Origin of the sequence: Staphylococcus sp. GDX7P312P (genome assembly GCF_008385775.1) — a bacterium.
GTDB classification, from domain to species: Bacteria; Bacillota; Bacilli; order Staphylococcales; family Staphylococcaceae; genus Staphylococcus; species Staphylococcus haemolyticus.
Window position 1 is genome coordinate 19,850 of sequence record NZ_VUKI01000001.1, and the last position, 21,616, is coordinate 41,465.

At 32.7% G+C, this 21,616-nt stretch carries 22 protein-coding genes; 19 read left to right on the forward strand and 3 right to left on the reverse strand.

Annotated features, from left to right (window positions below):
* Positions 1-2: 2 nt before the first annotated feature.
* A complete protein-coding gene (gene deoB, locus F1592_RS00120; protein WP_011275210.1) occupies positions 3-1,190 on the forward strand; it encodes a phosphopentomutase in 1,188 nt (395 codons plus the stop codon).
* Positions 1,190-1,540: a DoxX family protein gene (locus tag F1592_RS00125; protein WP_011275211.1), complete on the forward strand. Its 351-nt coding sequence runs from the start codon at positions 1,190-1,192 to the stop codon at positions 1,538-1,540. The genes deoB and F1592_RS00125 overlap by 1 nt, the downstream gene beginning before the upstream one ends.
* A 70-nt stretch (positions 1,541-1,610) precedes the next feature.
* Here the strand turns inward: F1592_RS00125 and F1592_RS00130 are convergent, their stop codons facing one another.
* Positions 1,611-2,081 carry an S-ribosylhomocysteine lyase gene (locus F1592_RS00130; protein WP_053017618.1) on the reverse strand — a complete coding sequence of 157 codons (471 nt, stop codon included), beginning with the start codon at positions 2,079-2,081 and terminating at the stop codon, positions 1,611-1,613.
* A 255-nt stretch (positions 2,082-2,336) separates the two neighbouring features.
* Between F1592_RS00130 and F1592_RS00135 the strand changes: the two genes are divergently transcribed.
* The 3 genes from F1592_RS00135 to F1592_RS00145 all read left to right on the forward strand — a co-directional run bounded on the left by F1592_RS00135 (position 2,337) and on the right by F1592_RS00145 (position 5,632).
* Complete coding sequence (locus tag F1592_RS00135) at positions 2,337-3,521, forward strand: M20 family metallopeptidase (RefSeq protein ID WP_011275213.1); 1,185 nt, start codon at positions 2,337-2,339, stop codon at positions 3,519-3,521.
* Complete coding sequence (gene ldmS / locus F1592_RS00140) at positions 3,518-4,711, forward strand: L-aspartate--L-methionine ligase LdmS (RefSeq protein WP_053017613.1); 1,194 nt, start codon at positions 3,518-3,520, stop codon at positions 4,709-4,711. The genes F1592_RS00135 and ldmS overlap by 4 nt, the downstream gene beginning before the upstream one ends.
* A 255-nt stretch (positions 4,712-4,966) precedes the next feature.
* Positions 4,967-5,632 (forward strand): DUF2750 domain-containing protein, encoded by a 666-nt coding sequence (locus F1592_RS00145; protein WP_037538845.1) that lies wholly within the window; start codon positions 4,967-4,969, stop codon positions 5,630-5,632.
* Positions 5,633-5,789: 157 nt separating this feature from the next.
* Here F1592_RS00145 and coaW read toward each other — a convergent pair whose 3' ends face one another.
* Positions 5,790-6,590, reverse strand: a complete 801-nt coding sequence (coaW, locus tag F1592_RS00150) for a type II pantothenate kinase (RefSeq protein ID WP_149809503.1) — start codon at positions 6,588-6,590, stop codon at positions 5,790-5,792.
* A gap of 190 nt (positions 6,591-6,780) precedes the next feature.
* Between coaW and F1592_RS00155 the strand changes: the two genes are divergently transcribed.
* The 3 genes from F1592_RS00155 to F1592_RS00165 all read left to right on the forward strand — a co-directional run bounded on the left by F1592_RS00155 (position 6,781) and on the right by F1592_RS00165 (position 10,097).
* Entirely contained in the window at positions 6,781-7,641 is an 861-nt protein-coding gene (locus F1592_RS00155; RefSeq protein WP_053017609.1) for a GNAT family N-acetyltransferase, read from the forward strand.
* 114 nt (positions 7,642-7,755) lie between these two features.
* Entirely contained in the window at positions 7,756-8,274 is a 519-nt protein-coding gene (gene rpoE / locus F1592_RS00160; protein ID WP_037538837.1) for a DNA-directed RNA polymerase subunit delta, read from the forward strand.
* Between the two features lie 215 nt (positions 8,275-8,489).
* Positions 8,490-10,097 (forward strand): CTP synthase, encoded by a 1,608-nt coding sequence (locus tag F1592_RS00165; RefSeq protein ID WP_037551917.1) that lies wholly within the window; start codon positions 8,490-8,492, stop codon positions 10,095-10,097.
* A 74-nt stretch (positions 10,098-10,171) separates the two neighbouring features.
* Here F1592_RS00165 and F1592_RS00170 read toward each other — a convergent pair whose 3' ends face one another.
* Positions 10,172-10,693, reverse strand: a complete 522-nt coding sequence (locus F1592_RS00170) for a DUF2529 family protein (protein WP_053017607.1) — start codon at positions 10,691-10,693, stop codon at positions 10,172-10,174.
* A 200-nt stretch (positions 10,694-10,893) separates the two neighbouring features.
* On the opposite strand from F1592_RS00170, the gene fdaB reads away from it, so the two are divergent.
* The 11 genes from fdaB (at position 10,894) to F1592_RS00225 (ending at position 21,572) form a co-directional block, all read left to right on the forward strand.
* Positions 10,894-11,751, forward strand: a complete 858-nt coding sequence (gene fdaB, locus F1592_RS00175; RefSeq protein ID WP_011275221.1) for a class IIb fructose-bisphosphate aldolase FdaB — start codon at positions 10,894-10,896, stop codon at positions 11,749-11,751.
* A gap of 282 nt (positions 11,752-12,033) precedes the next feature.
* Entirely contained in the window at positions 12,034-13,305 is a 1,272-nt protein-coding gene (locus tag F1592_RS00180; protein WP_011275222.1) for a UDP-N-acetylglucosamine 1-carboxyvinyltransferase, read from the forward strand.
* Positions 13,306-13,491: 186 nt separating this feature from the next.
* Entirely contained in the window at positions 13,492-13,827 is a 336-nt protein-coding gene (locus tag F1592_RS00185) for a winged helix-turn-helix transcriptional regulator (protein WP_011275223.1), read from the forward strand.
* Between the two features lie 168 nt (positions 13,828-13,995).
* Positions 13,996-15,423 carry an aldehyde dehydrogenase family protein gene (locus tag F1592_RS00190; protein WP_037538826.1) on the forward strand — a complete coding sequence of 476 codons (1,428 nt, stop codon included), beginning with the start codon at positions 13,996-13,998 and terminating at the stop codon, positions 15,421-15,423.
* Positions 15,424-15,689: 266 nt separating this feature from the next.
* On the forward strand, positions 15,690-17,006 hold the full coding sequence (gene rho, locus F1592_RS00195; RefSeq protein WP_011275225.1) for a transcription termination factor Rho: 1,317 nt from the start codon (positions 15,690-15,692) through the stop codon (positions 17,004-17,006).
* 119 nt (positions 17,007-17,125) lie between these two features.
* On the forward strand, positions 17,126-17,383 hold the full coding sequence (locus F1592_RS00200) for a type B 50S ribosomal protein L31 (RefSeq protein ID WP_011275226.1): 258 nt from the start codon (positions 17,126-17,128) through the stop codon (positions 17,381-17,383).
* 150 nt (positions 17,384-17,533) lie between these two features.
* Positions 17,534-18,133, forward strand: coding sequence for a thymidine kinase (locus tag F1592_RS00205; RefSeq protein WP_011275227.1), 600 nt, complete (start codon positions 17,534-17,536; stop codon positions 18,131-18,133).
* On the forward strand, positions 18,133-19,209 hold the full coding sequence (prfA, locus tag F1592_RS00210) for a peptide chain release factor 1 (protein WP_011275228.1): 1,077 nt from the start codon (positions 18,133-18,135) through the stop codon (positions 19,207-19,209). The genes F1592_RS00205 and prfA overlap by 1 nt, the downstream gene beginning before the upstream one ends.
* Positions 19,196-20,032: a peptide chain release factor N(5)-glutamine methyltransferase gene (prmC, locus tag F1592_RS00215; RefSeq protein WP_037538823.1), complete on the forward strand. Its 837-nt coding sequence runs from the start codon at positions 19,196-19,198 to the stop codon at positions 20,030-20,032. The genes prfA and prmC overlap by 14 nt, the downstream gene beginning before the upstream one ends.
* An 83-nt stretch (positions 20,033-20,115) precedes the next feature.
* On the forward strand, positions 20,116-21,159 hold the full coding sequence (locus F1592_RS00220; RefSeq protein ID WP_149809502.1) for an L-threonylcarbamoyladenylate synthase: 1,044 nt from the start codon (positions 20,116-20,118) through the stop codon (positions 21,157-21,159).
* Complete coding sequence (locus tag F1592_RS00225; protein WP_053017605.1) at positions 21,156-21,572, forward strand: low molecular weight protein arginine phosphatase; 417 nt, start codon at positions 21,156-21,158, stop codon at positions 21,570-21,572. Before F1592_RS00220 ends, F1592_RS00225 begins: the two co-directional genes overlap by 4 nt.
* Positions 21,573-21,616: the final 44 nt, after the last annotated feature.

The following is a 21,616-nucleotide window of genomic DNA, read 5'->3' on the forward strand; positions in this document are numbered from 1 at the left end:
ATATGACTACACCATTCAAAAGAGTACATTTAATTGTTATGGATTCAGTAGGTATCGGTGAAGCACCTGATGCTGCAGCTTTCAATGATGAAGGATCTCATACATTAAAGCATACATTAGAAGGATTTAACCAAACGCTACCTAATTTGGAAAAATTAGGATTGGGTAATATTGAAGAATTACCTGTGGTCAATAAAGTTGAACAACCAGGTGCTTTCTATACTAAACTTAGTGAAGCTTCCGTGGGTAAAGATACCATGACAGGACATTGGGAAATCATGGGTTTAAATATCATGCAACCATTTAAAGTATATCCAAACGGATTTCCTGATGAGTTAATACAAGAGATTGAAGAAATGACAGGTCGTAAAGTTGTAGCAAATAAGCCCGCTTCAGGGACAGCCATTATTGATGAATTAGGTGAGCATCAAATGAAAACTGGGGACTTAATCGTCTATACTAGCGCTGACCCAGTACTTCAAATTGCTGCACATGAAGATATTATCCCTCTTGAAGAATTATATGATATCTGTGAAAAGGTTCGAGAATTAACTAAAGATCCTAAATACTTAATTGGTCGCGTAATTGCACGTCCGTATGTAGGTGAACCTGGAAACTTTACACGTACTTCTAATCGACATGATTACGCGCTAAAACCATTTGGCAAAACTGTTATGAATACATTAAAAGATAATAACTATGATGTTATTGCTATTGGAAAAATTAATGATATTTATGATGGTGAAGGTGTAACTGAAGCAATAAGAACAAAAAATAATATGGATGGTATGGATCAATTAATAAATGTCGTAAAAAAAGATTTTAATGGCATTAGTTTTTTAAATTTAGTTGATTTCGATGCATTATATGGCCATCGTAGAGACAAAGAAGGTTATGCACAAGCTATTAAAGATTTCGACGAGCGATTACCTGAATTAATCGACAATCTTCAAGAAGATGATTTAGTTATTATCACGGCTGATCACGGAAATGACCCTATTGCCGATGGTACTGATCATACTAGAGAGTATATCCCAGTACTTATGTTTAGCCCTAAAATTGATAAATACCATGAATTATCAGGAGACAGTACGTTTAGTTCAATCGGTGCGACCATTGCAGATAATTTCAATGTGGAATTACCTGAATTTGGTAAGAGTTATTTGAATGAAATGGGAGTTGAACATTAATGAAAGTATTGCGTTATTTATTAGGTTTAGCTTTTGGAACAGCTGGCGTTCTACATTTTACAAATGAACGCTCATTTAGAAATATTGTTCCAGAATACTTACCATTACGTAAAACAGCTGTTTTGGTAACAGGTGTATTTGAAATTTTCTTTGGCATTATGTTGTTATTAAAACGTCCTGCTAATTGGTTAAAAACAGGTATAAATCTTTTCTTACTAGCTGTATTACCGGCAAATATATATATGGCACGAAAAGAATTACCTTTAGGTGATAAACAAGTACCTAAATGGGCATTATACTCAAGACTACCAATGCAATTTGTTTTAATTGCACTAGTAAAAAAATTATAAAAGAGAAAAGTAAAACCACCAATACTTAAATATACTTAAGCATTGGTGGTTTTTATTTTAAATATGAAATTTATTTACCTTCACCAAAAATATCTGACCATTGATTGCGTTTATCTAAAAATGCTTGCGCAATTTCTTTTGCACCTTCAAGTGAATGACTTGCTGCCCAACCGCATTGTACTTCATTGCAAGCGGGTACCTCAGTAGCTTCTAAAACATCATTTAGTGTTTTTCCAATTATATTTAACACATCTTCATAGTCGTCATGATTAATAAATGAAACATAAAAACCAGTTTGACAACCCATTGGACTTAAATCAACAACTTTATCAGTATGATTTCTAATGTTTTCAGCCATTAAATGCTCTAGTGAGTGTAACCCAGGCATTTCCATGTGCTCTTTGTTAGGTTGTTTAAAGCGAATGTCATACTTTTTAATAACATCACCATTTAAGCCTTCCATTGTACCAGCTAAACGGACGAAAGGTGCAACAACTTTAGTGTGATCAAGATTAAAACTTTCAACGTTCATTTTAGTCATGATAAATCCTCCTATATTAAATAAGCTTAATTATTAAGTTAACGATTTGATTGTATCAATAGTTAAGGGTATTTACAATTTTCAAAATTATAGTTAAACAAAGTGAATTGTGAGAAAATTTCGTAAACATAAGGTTATTTAATGACAACAATCTTTAAATCCGATAAAATAAGTAATAATTAATTGAGAAACGATATGGTTACAATATCCAAAATATTTTTAAAGATTTTTACAATAATAAGGGAGTTATGATTTATGAGTAATAAACAAGGAATTTTAGATTATATAGAGAATAATAAATATGATTATGTTGAAATTAGTCATAGAATACATGAACGCCCTGAATTAGGCAATGAAGAAATTTTCGCGTCTAGAACGCTTATAGATAAATTGAAAGAGAATGATTTCGATATAGAAACGGATATTGCTGGACACGCTACTGGATTTATAGCTACATATGATTCTGGACAAGAAGGCCCAGTTATTGGCTATTTAGCTGAATATGATGCATTACCAGGCCTAGGTCATGCATGTGGTCATAATATTATTGGAACTGCTAGTGTACTTGCGGGTTCAGCATTGAAACAAGTTATAGACCGCATCGGTGGCAAAGTTGTCGTGCTCGGTTGTCCTGCAGAAGAAGGTGGCGAAAATGGAAGTGCAAAAGCGTCATATGTTAAGGCTGGTATTATCGATGATATCGATATAGCATTAATGATTCATCCAGGTAATGCAACTTATCCAACCATTGATACACTAGCGGTGGATGTATTAGATATAAAATTTTATGGCAAAAGTGCACATGCTTCTGAAAATGCTGACGAAGCTTTAAACGCTTTAGATGCAATGATTTCATATTTTAACGGTGTAGCACAACTAAGACAGCACATTAAAAAAAGTCAACGCGTACATGGTGTTATCTTAGACGGAGGAAAAGCTGCAAATATTATACCGGATTTTACACATGCTCGATTTTATACACGTGCAACCACTCGAAAAGAACTAGATATTTTAACAGAAAAAGTGAATCAAATTGCTAGGGGTGCTGCAATTCAAACAGGTTGCGATTATGAATTTGGCCCTATACAAAATGGTGTGAACGAATTTATTAAGACACCTAAATTAGATGAATTATTTGAAAAGTACGCGCTCGAAGTTGGTGAAGATGTAAGTCATGATGATTTTGGTTTTGGATCAACAGATACGGGTAATGTCAGTCATATAGTACCTACGATTCATCCTCATGTGAAGATAGGATCTAGAAACTTAGTTGGTCATACACATAGATTTAGAGAGGCTGCGGCAAGTGTACATGGTGATCAAGCGTTAATTCATGGTGCGAAAATCATAGCATTAATGGGATTAGAACTAATTGAAAATAAGGGAATGTTTGATGAAATTGTTCAACAGCACTCTCATATAAAGGGGCAGTCAAAATGACGATAAATGAAAAGGGTCTAAAATTAACTTTAAGTGACTTATATAATGAAAATATAGTGTATAACTCGAGACCATCTTATGTTTCAAATCCATGGTTAAAGCCTGAGGAACATCAATCTAATTTCTTAACTGGTCGGGAAATGCTTATTGCAGATTCAATGCCAATGATTGTACATGAAGCAAGTATTACTGAAAAATTAGATCAATTATTTAATCTTGTTGGAAAAAAAGTACCCACAAATACGTATCAATTTAAAAACCGTGAAACATATGAAGCACTATTAAATCGAATTGTTAAAGAAGAAGGTAAAGATATATATTTTCAATATATTCATAGTGAAGATGTTGTTTCAGATAAATGCTACGCTGTAGATAAAGAGACCTTTGTAGCTTTGAACAATAAAGCGCGAATACCAGAATGGACGAATCATAAATATTTACCAGAGCGAGAAATTGTATCGATAAATGATTTTAAAGCGCGCATAAAAGAATGGGATTTCCCTTTTGTAATTAAACCAGGTGATGACTTACCAACAGCTGGTGGATATGGTGTAATGATTTGCTATGATGAAGAAGACTTAGCTAAAGCAACACAACGTATTTTAGAAGCAAGTGATGCTACGGATAATTTAATAATTGAACAAAAAATTGAAGCGGTAAAGAATTATTGTGTTCAGTTTGCTTATTCTGAAGAAATAGGTGTGACATATTTAGGCACTGCACATCAAATCACTGATAAATATGGATTTTATGCTGGAAATGAAAATGTTCATGATGTTCCTCAACAAGTCATTGATGCTGGAAGAGAAATTATGGAAAATGGTGTAAAGTTGGGTTTCTTCGGTGTAGCTGGATTTGATTTACTATTAGATAAAAACGATGATGTTTTTGCCATCGATTTAAACTTTAGACAAAATGGCTCTACAAGTATGTTATTATTACAAGAAGAATTAAATTCATCATATCAGAAATTTTATAGTTACTTCTCTAATGGTGATAATGAACATTTCTTTAATACAATTTTAAAATATGTTAAAAAGGGCTTATTATATCCATTATCTTATTATGATGGTGAATGGTTTGGAAAGAATGCAGTTAATTCTCGTTTTGGTTGTATATGGACAGGAGATTCAAAAGAAGCCATAGAGAAAATTGAAAAATCCTTTTTAGCTGAATTAGATAAAAATTAAATTACCCTAATCAATATCCATTGATAGGTATATAGCAATAATTTTAAAAAGCAGAATTTCAATTCTTAGCATTTAAATGAATCAAAAAATATTAATTTAATATAGTTATAACTCTATGCGTCAATTTGGGAGCAAGACATGGCATTCATCAAGAATACAGTCTTGGTCCCTTATTTTTTAGAATAGAAATTTGACGACATAAGTATTGTCATTTAGTATTTTAATAGTTGCAAATTAGAAATGGAGGGTTATGCATTGTCTTATAAGAATGAGGCGTACTTTAAAGATGTACTGATTAATGAAGTGTTTTATGTTGCTAACAAAAATAAAAAACTGGTCAGACTAAATAGTAATAATCAAGATTATGTTGGCGTTTGGACTCAAGAAGGACAAGCGGAAGACTATTTAAAACATGCGTCAATTGATTATGACCGTGTGCTAAAAATTGATATTGATACATTCGTTACATATGAATTGGACGACTTATTTGATGAGGATGATCAAGTTATCATTAATCAAACATCACAAGAAACTGGTCAAATTGTAAAAGTCGTTAAAATGACTGATGAATTAATGTCAGAGTTGGATAAAATTCGTATTAAAGAATTTGTAAAGGATGTTGCCAAAGAAGACCAAGTATTTGGTTTATCAAAACATGGCGAAAATCACTTTATATTGATTAGTGATCATAGTGAAGAAAAACCTCAAATCATGCCGGTTTGGAGCTTGAAAAATAGAGCGCTCAAAGTTCGTGATGAAGATTTTGAAGAATGTGAATTAATTGAAATTGAAGGTAGTGTATTTAGCGATTGGTTAGATAAGTTACGTGATAATGACCAAGCTGTCGCAATTGATTTGAAACCTGGTGTGGTAGGAACAGTCATTTCTGCACAAAAATTATCAAATGAATTAACTTTTTAATTTAAAGCACGTAACATTTAGTGAAATTTTGTCTTTATATATACATTATTAAATAGTCGATGTTAAATCTGTCGATGCAGTTGAGATTTAGATGAATTGTTAAACCCTTAATCACATCTTTTGGTGATTAAGGGTTTTTTATAAATATTAAAAGTAATTAACTTAAATAAATTGCGCCAAGTGCTCCTGAAAAAGCACCATTCTCAATGTAATATGGTTTGAAACCACGTAATACCGTATAATCTTCAATTACTTCACATAAAAGTGGATTATTGTTGAAAGAAGACCCGATATATACAACATTCTCAGTTTTATTTTCACGAGCAACGGTTATGGCCATAGTAGTTATTACTTCACCAACAACTCCAACCACTGATGCTAATTTATTAGCAGGTGAAAAATCTACGTCTAAATTATGTAAGACGTTTCCAAAGTTAGCAGCTGTTAATTCACCTGGAATAGGTGGTTCAGTATCTTTGTAAATATGCTTAACTTTAAGATCAATCGTATCTCTATCTCCAGATTGAGCTAGATTTGTAAGTGCTTCATAATCTGTAATTTGTGATAATAAGTATCCCAGTCCTTGAATCATACCTCCACCAGTACCTACACCGCCTACACGACGTTGTTGTTTGCCATCAAAATAGTGTAACGAAGTGCCTGTACCGACATTAGCGAATATATATTCGTCAATATGATGACCTTGCTCTTTAAGAAGCATACCCAAACCTTTAGATGATGCATCGAATTCAACAAATATAGTTGCATCCGCATTTAAATTTTCAGCAATAACACCTGCATTTCCGCCAGTAAGACTGATTGATTCAAAAGTGTTTGCGTTTAACCATGCAATTACTTCTGAAATGTTTGTAGTAAGTTTTGTTTCATACGAACGTCCTTGTTGAGATTCTTGGACGATTTTTATTAGCGTACCACCGGCATCTATACCGACTTTCATTCTAGTTCACCTCGTGATTTTATATGTCATATTTATAGTAAAGCAAATTAGCTAAATTTCAATAGATTATTTTTAAATTGTAAAAATTTAAAACAATTGTACCTAATTAAAGTGGATTTTATTTTGATAAGTGTAAAAAAACAATTATAATAAAATTGATTAATTAAAAGAGGCATAGGGGTTAGTGGTTATGACTATAAAAAAGCAGTTTGAAAATATAACGATTCAAGAATTTGAAGAAAAGTATAGACAGGATGTAGTTAACTTTGAATTAAGTGAGAGACAACAAATATACTCATCCTTACCGAAATCAGTTCTAGATGATGCTCTTTCAGATTCAAATAGAGTGGCAAATATAGCTATTAATGAGTATGGTGATGTTGTAGGTTTCTTTGTATTACATCAATATTACCAACATGAAGGGTATGATACACCTGAGAATGTCGTATATGTAAGATCATTATCAATAAATGAGAAGTTTCAAGGAAATGGGTATGGAACTACGATGATGATGTATTTACCTCAATATGTACAAGATTTATTCCCTGATTTCAATCACTTGTATCTGGTTGTCGATGCTGAAAATAAAGGGGCTTGGAATGTGTATGAACGTGCTGGTTTTATGCACACTGCTACTAAAGAAGAAGGTCCTATTGGTAAAGAACGCTTATATTATTTGGACTTAGATTCAAGACATGTGTCTTCACTACGATTAACGGAAAATGAAGCATCAAGCATTTCATCTTATAGTGTTGTTGATTTACTTAAAGATAACCACAAAGTAGGTTTTATAGCACTTGAACAAACGGATAATCGAATTAATATTGTTGCTATTGAAGTGTATAAAGAACAACGAAAAGAAGGTATCGCTGAAAGTGCATTAAGACAAATTCCTACATATGTACGAAAGCATTTCAAACAAGCTAAAACGATTATGATTACGTTATTTGGTGAAAACAATGAATTAAAATCATTATGTGTAAATAGTGGTTTCGTAGAAATTGACCAGTCAGATGATTTAATTATTTTCGAGAAATATGTAAATTACTAAGATAATCGTAATTGCGAAATTGTGTATTGTCATTTATAATTTATTTTTGTTACTATTAATTAATGAAATTCAACGACATAATTAAAAAATTCTTCGAAAGGAAGATTAGCTATAATGAAAATCCAAGATTATACTAAAGAAATGGTTGATGAAAAGTCATTTATCGATATGGCTTATACGTTATTAAATGATAAAGGTGCAACGATGAATTTATACGATATCATCGATGAATTCAAAGATTTAGGTGGTTATGAATTTGAAGAGATTGAAAATCGTGTAGTTCAGTTCTATACAGATTTAAATACTGATGGACGTTTCTTAAACGTTGGTGAAAACCAATGGGGATTACGTGATTGGTATTCTGTAGACGATATTGAAGAAAAAATCGCACCTACAATTCAAAAATTCGATATTCTTGATGATGAAGATGAAGAAGATAAAAATCTTAAATTATTGGGTGATGACGAAATGGATGACGACGATGACATTCCAGCCCAAACGGATGATCAAGAAACTTTAGACGACCCTGAAGATGAACAAGTAGAAGACGAGATTAGTGAATCAGATTTAGTAATTGAAGATGACGAAGATGATGAACTCGATGAAGAAGACGAGGACGAATTCGAAAACTAAGAAGATTTTAAAACTAAATTTTAGTTTTAATTGACTTTTACTTAAAAAATGATAGAATTTTATTCGGGCTCCTTTAAATAGGACACGTGTATAAATCATATACGCTCCCCTTACAGATATGTGAGAGGGAGCGATTTTTTTATTTTTCAAAAGTGATTATTTAAAAAGAATAAATAGGTAAGGAAGCATCCCTTTATAAATTAGGAGGTCAGGAAATGACAAAATTTATTTTTGTAACGGGCGGAGTAGTATCATCATTAGGAAAAGGTATCACAGCCGCTTCTTTAGGTAGATTGTTAAAAGATAGAGGCTTAAAAGTAACAATTCAAAAATTTGATCCATATTTAAATGTTGATCCAGGAACTATGAGTCCGTATCAACATGGAGAAGTATTTGTTACAGATGATGGTGCTGAAACTGACTTAGATTTAGGACACTATGAGCGTTTTATTGATATTAATTTAAATAAATATTCAAATGTTACAGCTGGGAAAGTTTATTCACATGTACTTAAGAAAGAACGTCGTGGTGATTATTTAGGTGGAACAGTTCAAGTTATTCCACATATTACTAATGAAATTAAAGAACGTTTATTACTTGCTGGTGAGAGTACAAACGCAGATGTAGTTATTACTGAAATCGGTGGTACAACTGGTGACATTGAATCACTTCCATTTATCGAAGCAATTAGACAGATTAGAAGTGATTTAGGTCGTGAAAACGTAATGTATGTACATTGTACTTTGCTTCCATACATTAAAGCTGCTGGTGAAATGAAAACAAAACCAACACAACACAGTGTTAAGGAACTACGTGGTTTAGGTATTCAGCCAGATTTAATTGTAGTGCGTACAGAATATGAAATGACACAAGATTTAAAAGATAAAATTGCATTATTCTGTGATATTAATAAAGAGAGCGTTATAGAATGTAGAGACGCATCATCTTTATATGAAATTCCATTACAATTAAGTGCACAGGATATGGATGATATTGTTATCAAGCGATTAGATTTAGATGCTAAATATGAAACGCAATTAGATGAATGGCAATATTTACTAGATACTGTTAATTCACTTGATGGTACAATCACAATCGGATTAGTAGGTAAATATGTTAGCTTACAAGATGCATACTTATCAGTTGTAGAGTCATTGAAACATGCTGGCTACCCATTGAAGAAAGACGTTGTAGTTAAGTGGATTGATTCTGGCGAAGTTAATGATAATAATGTTGAAGACTATTTAAAAGATGTAGATGGTATTCTTGTACCAGGTGGTTTTGGATTTAGAGCAAGCGAGGGTAAAATTGCTGCAATTAAATACGCTCGTGAAAATAATGTTCCATACTTTGGTATTTGCTTAGGTATGCAATTAGCGACTGTTGAGTTTGCACGCAATGTACTAGGTTTAGAGGGAGCACACTCAGCAGAACTTGATCCTAGCACACCTTATCCAATAATTGATTTATTACCTGAGCAAAAGGATATTGAAGACTTAGGTGGTACGTTACGTTTAGGATTATATCCATGTAAAATCAAAGAAAACACATTAGCACATCAAATTTATGACGCAATAAATATTGAAGAAAGACACCGTCATAGATATGAATTTAATAATGAATTTAGAGAACAATTAGAAGCTAATGGTATGGTGTTCTCTGGTACTAGTCCAGATGGTCGATTAGTAGAAATGGTAGAAATTCCAGAGAATGACTTCTATATCGCATGTCAATTCCATCCTGAATTCTTATCAAGACCTAACAGACCTCAACCTATTTTCAAATCGTTTGTAGAAGCGGCTTATAAACATCAAAATAAATAATATAATAAATCAACCCTTACGTACTGAAATGGTGACGTAAGGGTTGATTTTAAAATGAATATTGGTATATGACATTACAATTCTAAATCTCGTGTCATTTCAATCATTTGAGTGAAAATTTCATAATATATGTAATTAAAAGATATCGTATGAGGTTGAACCACTTTATCATAATCCTCAGTATAAACAATTGGTCTAGGGGTAGCTAGATTGATGAAATGTATAAAGTGTTCGGGTATTTCTAAATCTTTGGGTCGATTACAAATTAAGACAACATCTATATCATTATCTACTAATGTTTGTACATCTTTAGCTACTTCTTCAGTGTAATATGGTGAAAAGAGTAACACGCGATCTGTTGAATCTATATCATCAAATGTTGTGAGCGTGGATAATAATTTACTAGATTTAAGGTGCTCTTCACTTTCTATAACGAAAGGCTCGAAAAATTTCAAATCGCCATAGCCTTTAATGTATACATAACCTTCTCCACCGATTGCTTGTATTAGACATTGAGCAGCCATTTGAATATCTAAAGCTTGATCTTCTAACCGATTGAATATACCCGTTAATTGAGTTTGTAATATTTTAGACATGTTGTTCCTCCGTTTCATATGTATTGTAAATAAACTCAAACTTATGTGCAATGAAACCGTTCATATATTGAAATATTAATAATTTAGTATTTAATAGTAAAAGTTTATTTTAAATCAAGCATGCATTCACATGCAATTCAAAAAAATATCTGATATAATGATTTTAAAAATTGTGCAGTTGCACACAAGGAGGAACTTTCATGCCATTAGTTTCAATGAAAGAAATGTTAATCGATGCGAAAGAAAATGGTTATGCGGTTGGTCAATACAACTTAAATAACTTAGAATTTACTCAAGCTATTTTAGAAGCTTCACAAGAAGAGAACGCGCCAGTTATCTTAGGTGTTTCAGAAGGTGCTGCACGTTATATGAGTGGTTTCTATACAGTAGTTAAAATGGTTGAAGGTTTAATTCATGACTTAAACATTACTGTACCTGTAGCTATTCACTTAGACCATGGTTCAAGCTTTGAAAAATGTAAAGAAGCGATTGATGCTGGATTCACTTCAGTAATGATCGATGCTTCTCATAGTCCTTTTGAAGAAAATATCGAAATCACTTCAAAAGTTGTAGAGTATGCTCATCAACATGGTGTATCAGTAGAAGCTGAATTAGGAACAGTTGGTGGACAAGAAGATGATGTTGTAGGTGGCATTATTTATGCTGACCCTAAAGAATGCCAAGAATTAGTTGAAAGAACTGGCATTGATACTTTAGCTCCAGCATTAGGTTCAGTTCACGGGCCATATAAAGGTGAACCTAAATTAGGATTCAAAGAAATGGAAGAAATTGGTGCATCAACTGGTTTACCATTAGTTTTACATGGTGGTACTGGTATCCCAACTAAAGACATTCAAAAAGCAATCCCTTATGGTACTGCTAAAATTAATGTTAATACTGAAAATCAAATTGCTTCAGCTAAAGCAGTAAGAGAAGTATTAAATAATGATCAAGATGTATATGATCCACGTAAATATTTAGGACCTGCTCGTGAAGCGATTAAAGAAACAGTTAAAGGTAAAATTAGAGAATTTGGTACATCTAATCGTGCTAAATAAATAATGTAATTGAAGATGTTTTGAACTAGGAGTGAAACGTTAAGTCGTTTCACTCTTTTTCTTTATAATTTGAGTATTCATATTTAAATATTTTTCAAAAATGATTTATAATATTTGTATATATAATTCTCGAATTAGTTTTATAAAGTTTGAATCGATAATTTTAATAATTGCAATTATCATTAATTCGTAATAATTTATGTTTTACAAATAAAGAATATGTATTTTATAATGCTACTAATGTATTATTTTAAATAAATGAGAAACAAAGGAGATAAACTTATGACTCAAGAGGTAATAAAAATTCGCGGTGGTCAAACACTAAAGGGAGACGTTACGATAAGTGGTGCCAAAAATAGTGCGGTAGCAATTATCCCAGCAACATTATTAGCTCAAGGCCAAGTTAAATTAGATGGCTTACCACAAATTTCCGATGTAGAGACGCTAGTTAGTTTATTGGAAGATTTAAATATTAAAGCCCATTTAAATGGAAAAACTTTAGAAGTAGATACTTCAGAAATTGAAAATGCACCACTGCCTAACAATAAAGTTGAATCTCTTAGAGCATCTTATTACATGATGGGAGCAATGTTAGGGCGTTTTAAAAAATGTGTAATAGGATTACCTGGTGGTTGTCCATTAGGGCCACGTCCAATTGATCAACATATTAAAGGTTTTAAAGCATTAGGAGCAGAAATAGATGAATCAAATGATACATCTATGAAAATAGAAGCTAAAGAACTACATGGTGCTAATATCTTCTTAGATATGGTTAGTGTAGGCGCAACAATCAACATTATGTTGGCAGCTGTTCATGCAACTGGTCAAACAGTCATTGAAAATGCAGCAAAAGAACCTGAAGTTGTAGATGTTGCTAATTTCTTGAACAGTCTTGGCGCAGATATTAAAGGGGCAGGGACAAGTACGTTAAAAATTAATGGTGTTGATAGCTTACATGGTTCTGAATATCAAATTATCCCTGATCGTATTGAAGCAGGGACGTACATGTGTATAGCGGCAGCAGTTGGAGAAGAAATTACTATTAATAATATTGTTCCAAAACATGTTGAAGCACTTACTGTTAAATTAAAAGAACTTGGTGTAGACATCCAAGTAGATGGTGATGCTGAAAAAGCAATCATCAAACGCAAATCATCTTATAAAAATGTAGATATTAAAACATTAGTATACCCTGGGTTTGCAACAGATTTACAACAACCAATCACGCCTTTATTATTTATGGCAGATGGCCCTTCATTTGTAACAGAAACAATATATCCTGCACGTTTTAGACATGTCGATGAGTTAAAAAATATGGGTGCTAATATTGAAGCCGATATGGAAACTGGAACTGCTACAATTAAACCATCATCACTTAATGGTGCTGAAGTATATGCAAGTGATTTGCGTGCAGGTGCATGTTTAATTATTGCAGGTCTTTTAGCTGAAGGCGTTACTACAATTTATAACGTTAGACATATTTATAGAGGCTATACTGACATTGTTAAGCATTTAAAAGAATTAGGTGCAAATATTTGGACTGAAGAAGTCTAAAGGTATTGATAAGTTAATATTGGCAGTTTCAACTCTCGACATATTAGCTTTTTCTGGTATAATAATTATATTAGATACTAATAAGATTTTGGCTTATAGATATCATTAAAGCCTATACAATGTTTATATTTATAAGCGATTTTTAGTACCTACAATCTAAAGAAGTTTTGAATAGAGGTGAAGACAATGGAAATCTGTCCATATCTTGAAGAAACCTTTAAAATTGTTGGTAGAAGTTGGAACGGTTTAATCATTAATTATCTATCACGATGCACTGATTATACTGCGCACTTTTCCGATATGAAAAGGGATTTAAAGACCATTACACCACGTGCATTAAGTATTAAATTAACTGATTTAGGTGAATGGGGATTAGTTGAAAAGAAAGTAGTCTCAACTAGTCCAGTTTCAATCATTTATGAATTGACTGATAAAGGTAAAGCTTTAGCAGAAGCTTTAAAACCCATTGAAAAATGGGCTCAAGAACATGTAACACTTGAAGAAGAAGTTAAATCTAAATAATATAATAAAGAGTTTTGTGCCTTATATTGAATGAATAATCACTTTTATAATTGTTCATCATTGCCAGGTGCAAAACTCTTTTGCTATTTCATACTAAGATGGTATGTTTAATTTTCGATGAAAAAAGGTACACAAATCATATAACGATTCTTAAGGAGTGAAGAATTGATGAGAAATTATACTCAACAATATATAAATGGCGAATGGATTGATAGCGATAGTAATGAAACGATTGAAGTAATCAATCCAGCAACTGAAGAAGTTATTGGTAAAGTAGCTAAAGGTAATGCTAATGATGTAGAAAAAGCAGTAGAAGCTGCAAACAACGTTTATTTAGAATTTCGTCATAGCTCAGTGAAAGAAAGAAAAGAACTATTAGATAAAATTGTAGAAGAATATAAAAATAGAAAACAAGATATTATAGAAGCTATAACGGATGAATTAGGTGCACCTTTAACATTATCTGAGAATGTCCACTACCAAATGGGACTAAATCATTTTGAAGAGGCAAGTAGAGCACTAGATTCATTCGAATTTGAAGAAAGACGTGGAGATGCATTAGTTACTAAAGAGGCAATTGGTGTTTCAGGTTTAGTAACACCTTGGAATTTCCCAACTAATCAAACTTCATTGAAATTGGCAGCCGCTTTTGCAGCAGGTAGTCCTGTAGTTCTAAAACCTTCTGAAGAAACACCATTTGCTGCAGTCATTTTAGCTGAAATATTTGATAAAGTAGGCGTACCAAAAGGTGTATTTAATCTTGTTAATGGTGACGGCGAAGGTGTAGGTAATCCACTAAGTGAACATCCAAAAGTTAGAATGATGTCATTTACTGGTTCAGGACGCACAGGTTCAAAAATAATGGAAAAAGCTTCTAAAGATTTCAAAAAAGTATCACTTGAATTAGGTGGTAAATCGCCTTATATCGTATTAGATGATGTTGATGTTAAAGAAGCAGCGAAAGCAACTACTGGCAAAGTAGTTAACAACACAGGTCAAGTATGTACTGCAGGTACTCGTATTTTAATTCCTGAAAGCAAAAAAGAAGACTTCTTAACTGCACTCAAAGAAGAATTTAGTAAAGTTAAAGTTGGAGATCCACGAGAAGAAGGTACTCAAGTTGGACCGATTATTAGTAAGAAACAATTTGATACAGTCCAATCATATATTGATAAAGGTATTGAAGAAGGTGCAGAATTATTTTACGGTGGTCCTGGTAAACCTGAAGGATTAAATACTGGTTATTTCGCGAGACCAACTATTTTTATCAATGTAGACAATGACATGACAATTGCTCAAGAAGAAATCTTTGGACCAGTTGCTTCTGTAATCACATATAATAATTTAGATGAAGCAATCAAAATTGCTAATGATACTAAATATGGATTAGCAGGATATGTAATAGGTAAAGATAAAGAAACACTTCAAAAAGTAGCTCGTTCAATTGAAGCAGGTAGAATTGAAATCAATGAAGCTGGCAACCAACCAGATTTACCATTTGGTGGATATAAACAATCTGGAATTGGTCGTGAGTGGGGCGATTATGGTATAGAAGAATTCTTAGAAGTGAAATCAATTGCTGGTTATTTCAGTTAATTTAAAAAATTAATTTATATATTATTTATAACAGTTCATGGAATATTTTTAGTTCCATGAGCTGTTTTATTTTTGGAAATTTAATAAAATCGTTTTGTATTTAAATTGAAAATTTGCTATATTAATTCTAGTATTCAAGACTTTAAATATTATTTTATGAGATATCACAAATAGATTTAGTGAGTTCTTGAAATGAAACTATTTAAAATATCTCTTCTCTAATCAAATTGAAGTCTTTATAAATATATAAGAAATGGGTGCAATTTATGCCTGAAAAAGTACGTACATCTCCACAGTATGAGTCGTTTCATGAATTGTATAAAAATTACACAACGAAAGAATTAACACAAAAAGCAAAAACATTAAAACTTACTAATTATAGTAAATTGAATAAGAGTGAATTAGTTTTAGCTATCATGGAAGCCCAAATGGAAAAAGATGGTAACTATTACATGGAGGGTGTCTTAGATGATATCCAGCCTGATGGTTATGGGTTCCTCAGAACAGTCAACTATTCAAAAGGTGAAAAAGATATTTATATATCTGCAAGTCAAATACGACGTTTCGAAATTAAACGTGGTGATAAAGTAACCGGAAAAGTTCGTAAACCTAAAGATAATGAAAAATATTATGGTTTATTGCAAGTTGACTTTGTTAATGATGAGAATGCTGAAGTTGTAAAAAAACGCCCTCACTTTCAAGCTTTAACGCCTCTCTATCCTGAGGAAAGAATCGTTTTAGAAACAGATCCCCAAAATTATTCAACACGTATAATGGATTTAGTTACGCCTATTGGTCTAGGTCAACGTGGACTTATTGTTGCACCTCCTAAAGCGGGTAAAACGTCTTTATTAAAAGAAATTGCAAATGCGATTAGTAAAAATAAACCTGATGCAAAATTATTTATTTTATTAGTTGGGGAACGTCCGGAAGAAGTAACTGATATTGAAAGATCTGTTGAATCTGCTGAAGTAGTGCACTCGACTTTTGATGAGCCACCAGAACACCATGTTAAAGTAGCTGAATTATTACTAGAACGTGCTAAACGATTAGTTGAGATTGGTCAAGATGTTATTATTCTGATGGACTCAATTACTCGATTGGCAAGAGCGTATAACTTAGTTATACCGCCAAGTGGAAGAACATTATCAGGTGGTCTTGATCCTGCTTCATTACACAAACCTAAAGCATTCTTTGGTGCTGCACGTAACATTGAAGCAGGAGGAAGTTTAACGATATTAGCCACTGCATTAGTTGAAACTGGATCACGCATGGACGATATGATTTATGAAGAATTCAAAGGAACAGGAAATATGGAACTTCATCTTGATCGTAAATTATCTGAACGTCGAATTTTCCCTGCGATTGATATTGGAAGAAGTTCTACGCGTAAAGAAGAATTACTTATTAGTAAATCTGAACTTGATTCACTATGGCAGTTAAGAAACATGTTCACAGACTCTACAGATTTCACAGAAAGATTTATTAGAAAATTAAAACGCTCTAAAAGTAATAAAGAATTTTTCCAACAGTTGCAAAAGGCTGCTGAAGAAAGTACAAAAACAGGAAAACCGATTATTTAACGAATGTCAGTTTGAGGGTTGCGTTTTAATCTAATAACTATTATAATTACCAAGTATTGGGTAAAAAACTCACAAATAACTCTGTTCCAGATGGTTCAGGGCAAAGGAGCTGAAAATTAATGAGACAAGGAATCCATCCTGATTATCACAAAGTTATCTTTTTAGATACAACTACTAACTTTAAATTTTTAAGTGGTTCAACTAAAACATCTTCAGAAACAATGGAATGGGAAGATGGTAATGAATACCCAGTTATTCGTTTAGATGTATCTTCTGATTCACACCCATTCTACACAGGACGTCAAAAATTCGCTGCTGCGGATGGTCGTGTGGAACGTTTCAACAAAAAGTTTGGTCTCAAATCAAACAACAACTAATTATAAGTTTAAACTGTCTGCCTAATCTATTTTATATAGAAATGCGTAGACAGTTTTTTTAAATTTAAGTAGTATTTAAAGAGATATTTATAATACATAGAAATATGATATAATTAAGCGATTATGTTTTTGTAAAAGGTGGAACTTATAATGTATGAAACTTACCATTCCGGTTGGATTGAATGCATTACTGGAAGTATGTTTAGCGGTAAGTCAGAAGAACTAATTCGTAGACTAAGAAGAGGGATATACGCTAAACAAAAAGTAGTAGTGTTTAAACCAGCGATTGATGATCGTTATCATAAAGAAAAAGTTGTTTCTCATGACGGTAATGAATTAGAAGCAATTAATATTTCTACTTCAAGAGATATATTATTACAGGATTTGTCTCATGTTGATGTCATTGGTATTGATGAGATTCAATTTTTCGATAAAGAAATTGTAAATATAGTGGAGAAGCTTGCTGAAAATGGCCATCGAGTAGTGGTTGCAGGCTTAGATATGGATTTCAGAGGGGAACCATTCGAACCCATGCCACAAATCATGGCGGTAAGTGAACAAGTTACTAAATTACAGGCTGTATGTGCAGTATGTGGTTCATCATCAAGTAGAACACAACGCTTAATCGATGGACAGCCAGCTAAAGTAGATGATCCTATCATTTTAGTTGGGGCGAATGAAAGTTATGAACCGAGATGTCGTGCACATCATATCGTAGCACCAAGTACAAGTGACGAGGAGGAAATGTAGTGTTTGATCAATTAGATATCGTTGAAGAAAGATATGAACAACTCAATGAAATGTTAAGTGACCCTGAGATTGTTAATGATTCAGATAAGTTACGTAAATATTCAAAAGAACAAGCTGATTTACAAAAAACAGTTGATGTATATAGAGATTATAAAAGTAAAAAAGAAGAAATTGCTGAAATTGATGAAATGTTAAATGAAACAGAAGATAAAGAAGAAATTGAAATGTTGAAAGAGGAAAGTGCTAGTTTGAAAAGTGCGATTCCTGAGTTGGAAGAACAACTTAAATTTTTATTAATTCCAAAAGACCCTAATGATGAGAAAGACGTTATCGTTGAAATCAGAGCAGCAGCAGGTGGAGATGAAGCGGCAATCTTCGCTGGCGATTTACTAAGAATGTATAGTAAGTATGCAGAATCTCAAAACTTTAAAACTGAAATTGTTGAAGCGGCTGAAAGTGACCATGGTGGTTATAAAGAAATTAGTTTCTCAGTTTCAGGTAGCGGTGCTTATAGTAAATTAAAATTTGAAAATGGTGCACACCGAGTTCAACGTGTACCTGAAACAGAATCAGGTGGACGAATTCATACTTCAACAGCGACAGTTGCTGTTCTTCCTGAAGTTGAAGATGTTGAGATTGAAATCCGTAATGAAGATTTGAAAATAGACACATATCGCTCAAGTGGTGCTGGTGGTCAGCACGTTAATACAACTGACTCAGCTGTTCGTATCACTCACTTACCTACTGGTGTTATTGCAACTTCTTCTGAAAAATCTCAAATTCAAAACCGTGAAAAAGCGTTGAAAGTTTTAAAAGCACGTTTATATGATATGAAATTACAGGAAGAACAACAAAAATATGCAGCACAACGTAAATCAGCAGTGGGTACAGGAGATAGATCTGAAAGAGTTAGAACATATAACTATCCTCAAAGCCGTGTAACTGACCATAGAATAGGATTAACTTTACAAAAGTTAGATCAAATTATGGAAGGTAAATTAGATGAAATTATTGATGCATTAACTTTATCTGAACAAACCGAGAAGTTGAAAGAACTAAACAATGGTGAACTTTAAAGAACAATTAGATTATGCGATTAAACAAGCTGTAGATAAGGGTTATGAACAATCGAGAGCAGAATGGTTGATGCTTGATTTATTTGGGTGGTCAAGAACTGATTATTTAATTCACATGTATGATGACATGTCAAAAGCAGAAGAAATCAAGTTTTCACTCGCGACTGAACGGATGCTTTTAGGTGAACCTATACAATATATTGTTGGTTTTCAATCTTTCTATGGCTATCAATTTCAAGTTAATGAACATTGTTTAATTCCACGTCCTGAAACGGAGGAAGTGATGTTGCATTTTCTTGAAAATTGTAAATCAAGTGCTACAATTGCTGATATTGGAACTGGCAGTGGTGTTTTAGCTGTTACTTTAAAAAAGTTGAATAAAGATTTCACTGTTTATGCAACAGACATTGTTCAAGAGACCTTAGAAGTTGCATCAGACAATGCACATTATCATGAGGCAGCTGTAACTTTTTTAAAAGGCAATGCATTGAAACCTTTCATACAAAATAATATAAAATTGGATGGTATTGTTTCTAATCCACCATATATCGATGTTGATGAGATAGAAATGATGGAGAACACAGTTGTTAAGTATGAACCTCATACAGCATTGTTTGCAGAGAATAAGGGTTTCGCTATTTATGAATTAATCCTTAATGATTTGCCTAAAGTTTTAAATAAAGATGCTTATGTCACCTTCGAAATTGGTTATAACCAAGGTGAAAGGTTAAAAAATATTATTTTAGAAAAGTATCCAAAACTTGATGTTAAAGTTATTAAAGATATAAACGGTAATGAAAGAATAGTGTCTTTTAAATGGTAAAACTCAAAGTTACTTATCTGATAAAATTTAGATGAGTAACTTTTCATATATATGAATAAAACAATAATGAAGGAGTGAGCTTGATGAAAACTGAGATATGGGATATGCGTGATTATCAAGAATCGCCATTAGATTATCCAGAATTGGAAAATATAAAACAGGTATATAATGGTGGTGGGTTAATTGCAATTCCAACAGAGACTGTTTACGGATTGGGTGCAGATGCTCGAAACCAACATGCAGTTTCAAATATATATCAAGCCAAAGGACGTCCTTCTGATAATCCATTAATTGTCCATATACATGATAAATCTCAGCTTGATCAAATAGTTTCTCATTTGCCTGAAGAAGCCAAATGTTTGATGGATGAATTTTGGCCTGGACCTATTTCATTTATTTTACCTTTAAGACAGGGTTATCTTTGTGAGAAAGTAACAGGTGGCTTACAATCAATTGCGGTAAGAATGCCAAGCCATCCAATAGGAAGAGCTATACTTCAATACATTGATATGCCTATCGCTGCCCCTAGTGCTAATGTAAGTGGGCGACCTTCTCCTACAACCTTTCAACACGTTTTTAATGATTTAAATGGCAAAATTGACGGTATAGTCAATGGTGATCAAAGTGAAGAAGGATTAGAAAGCACTGTGTTAGATTGTACACAGTTTCCTTTCAGAATAGCAAGACCAGGATCAATAACACAAGCAATGCTTAATGATGTTTTTCCAGGAAGTGTTGAGGATTATCATTATGACGTCAATAGCCAACCAATAGCACCTGGAATGAAGTATAAGCACTATGCCCCTGATACACCAGTAACGATGCTAACGCATCTTAGTAAACCTATTAAAACAATTAAAGAATGGAGTAAAACAGCTTTTATTTTACCGGAAACTTTGAAGCAGTATGCTCCAAGTGATGCACTATTCATTAAACTTTGTAAAGATGAAAAAGATATAAGACAAGCTAATCATAACTTGTATCAAATACTTCATAGTATTGATGAAAATCCATCAATAGATCAAGCATATATTTATGCTTTTGATAAAACAGATGAATCTGAAGCAATAATGAATCGGATTATTAAAGCTACAGGTAATCACATTGTTCGAGGTGATAACTTATGAGAATAACATTTGTATGTACTGGAAACACTTGCCGAAGTCCAATAGCCGAAAGTATCGCGAAGAAAATGCTTGTAGATGACACAATTAATTCTAGAGGACTGTTCGCGATTGATGGTCAATCCGTATCACCAGAGTCATTAGAAGTCATTATGGAGCATAATTTGCCTGAACCTACTGTAGCTAAGCAATTTAGTGAGAAAGATTTGAATAGTGACTTAATTTTAACGATGACAGATATTCATAAACAACAACTGGTTTCTCATTATGGTGACAATGGTCGCATTTATCAACTCAGTGAATATGTTGGAGAAATAGGTGACATTGTTGATCCTTTTGGTGGTAGCATAGATACTTACCGTCAAACGTTTGAACAACTTCTGTATTTGATAGGTAAGTTACGTACAAATTCATAAGCCAAATATTATACAATTAGTATATGTTAAGCTTTAAATAAGTT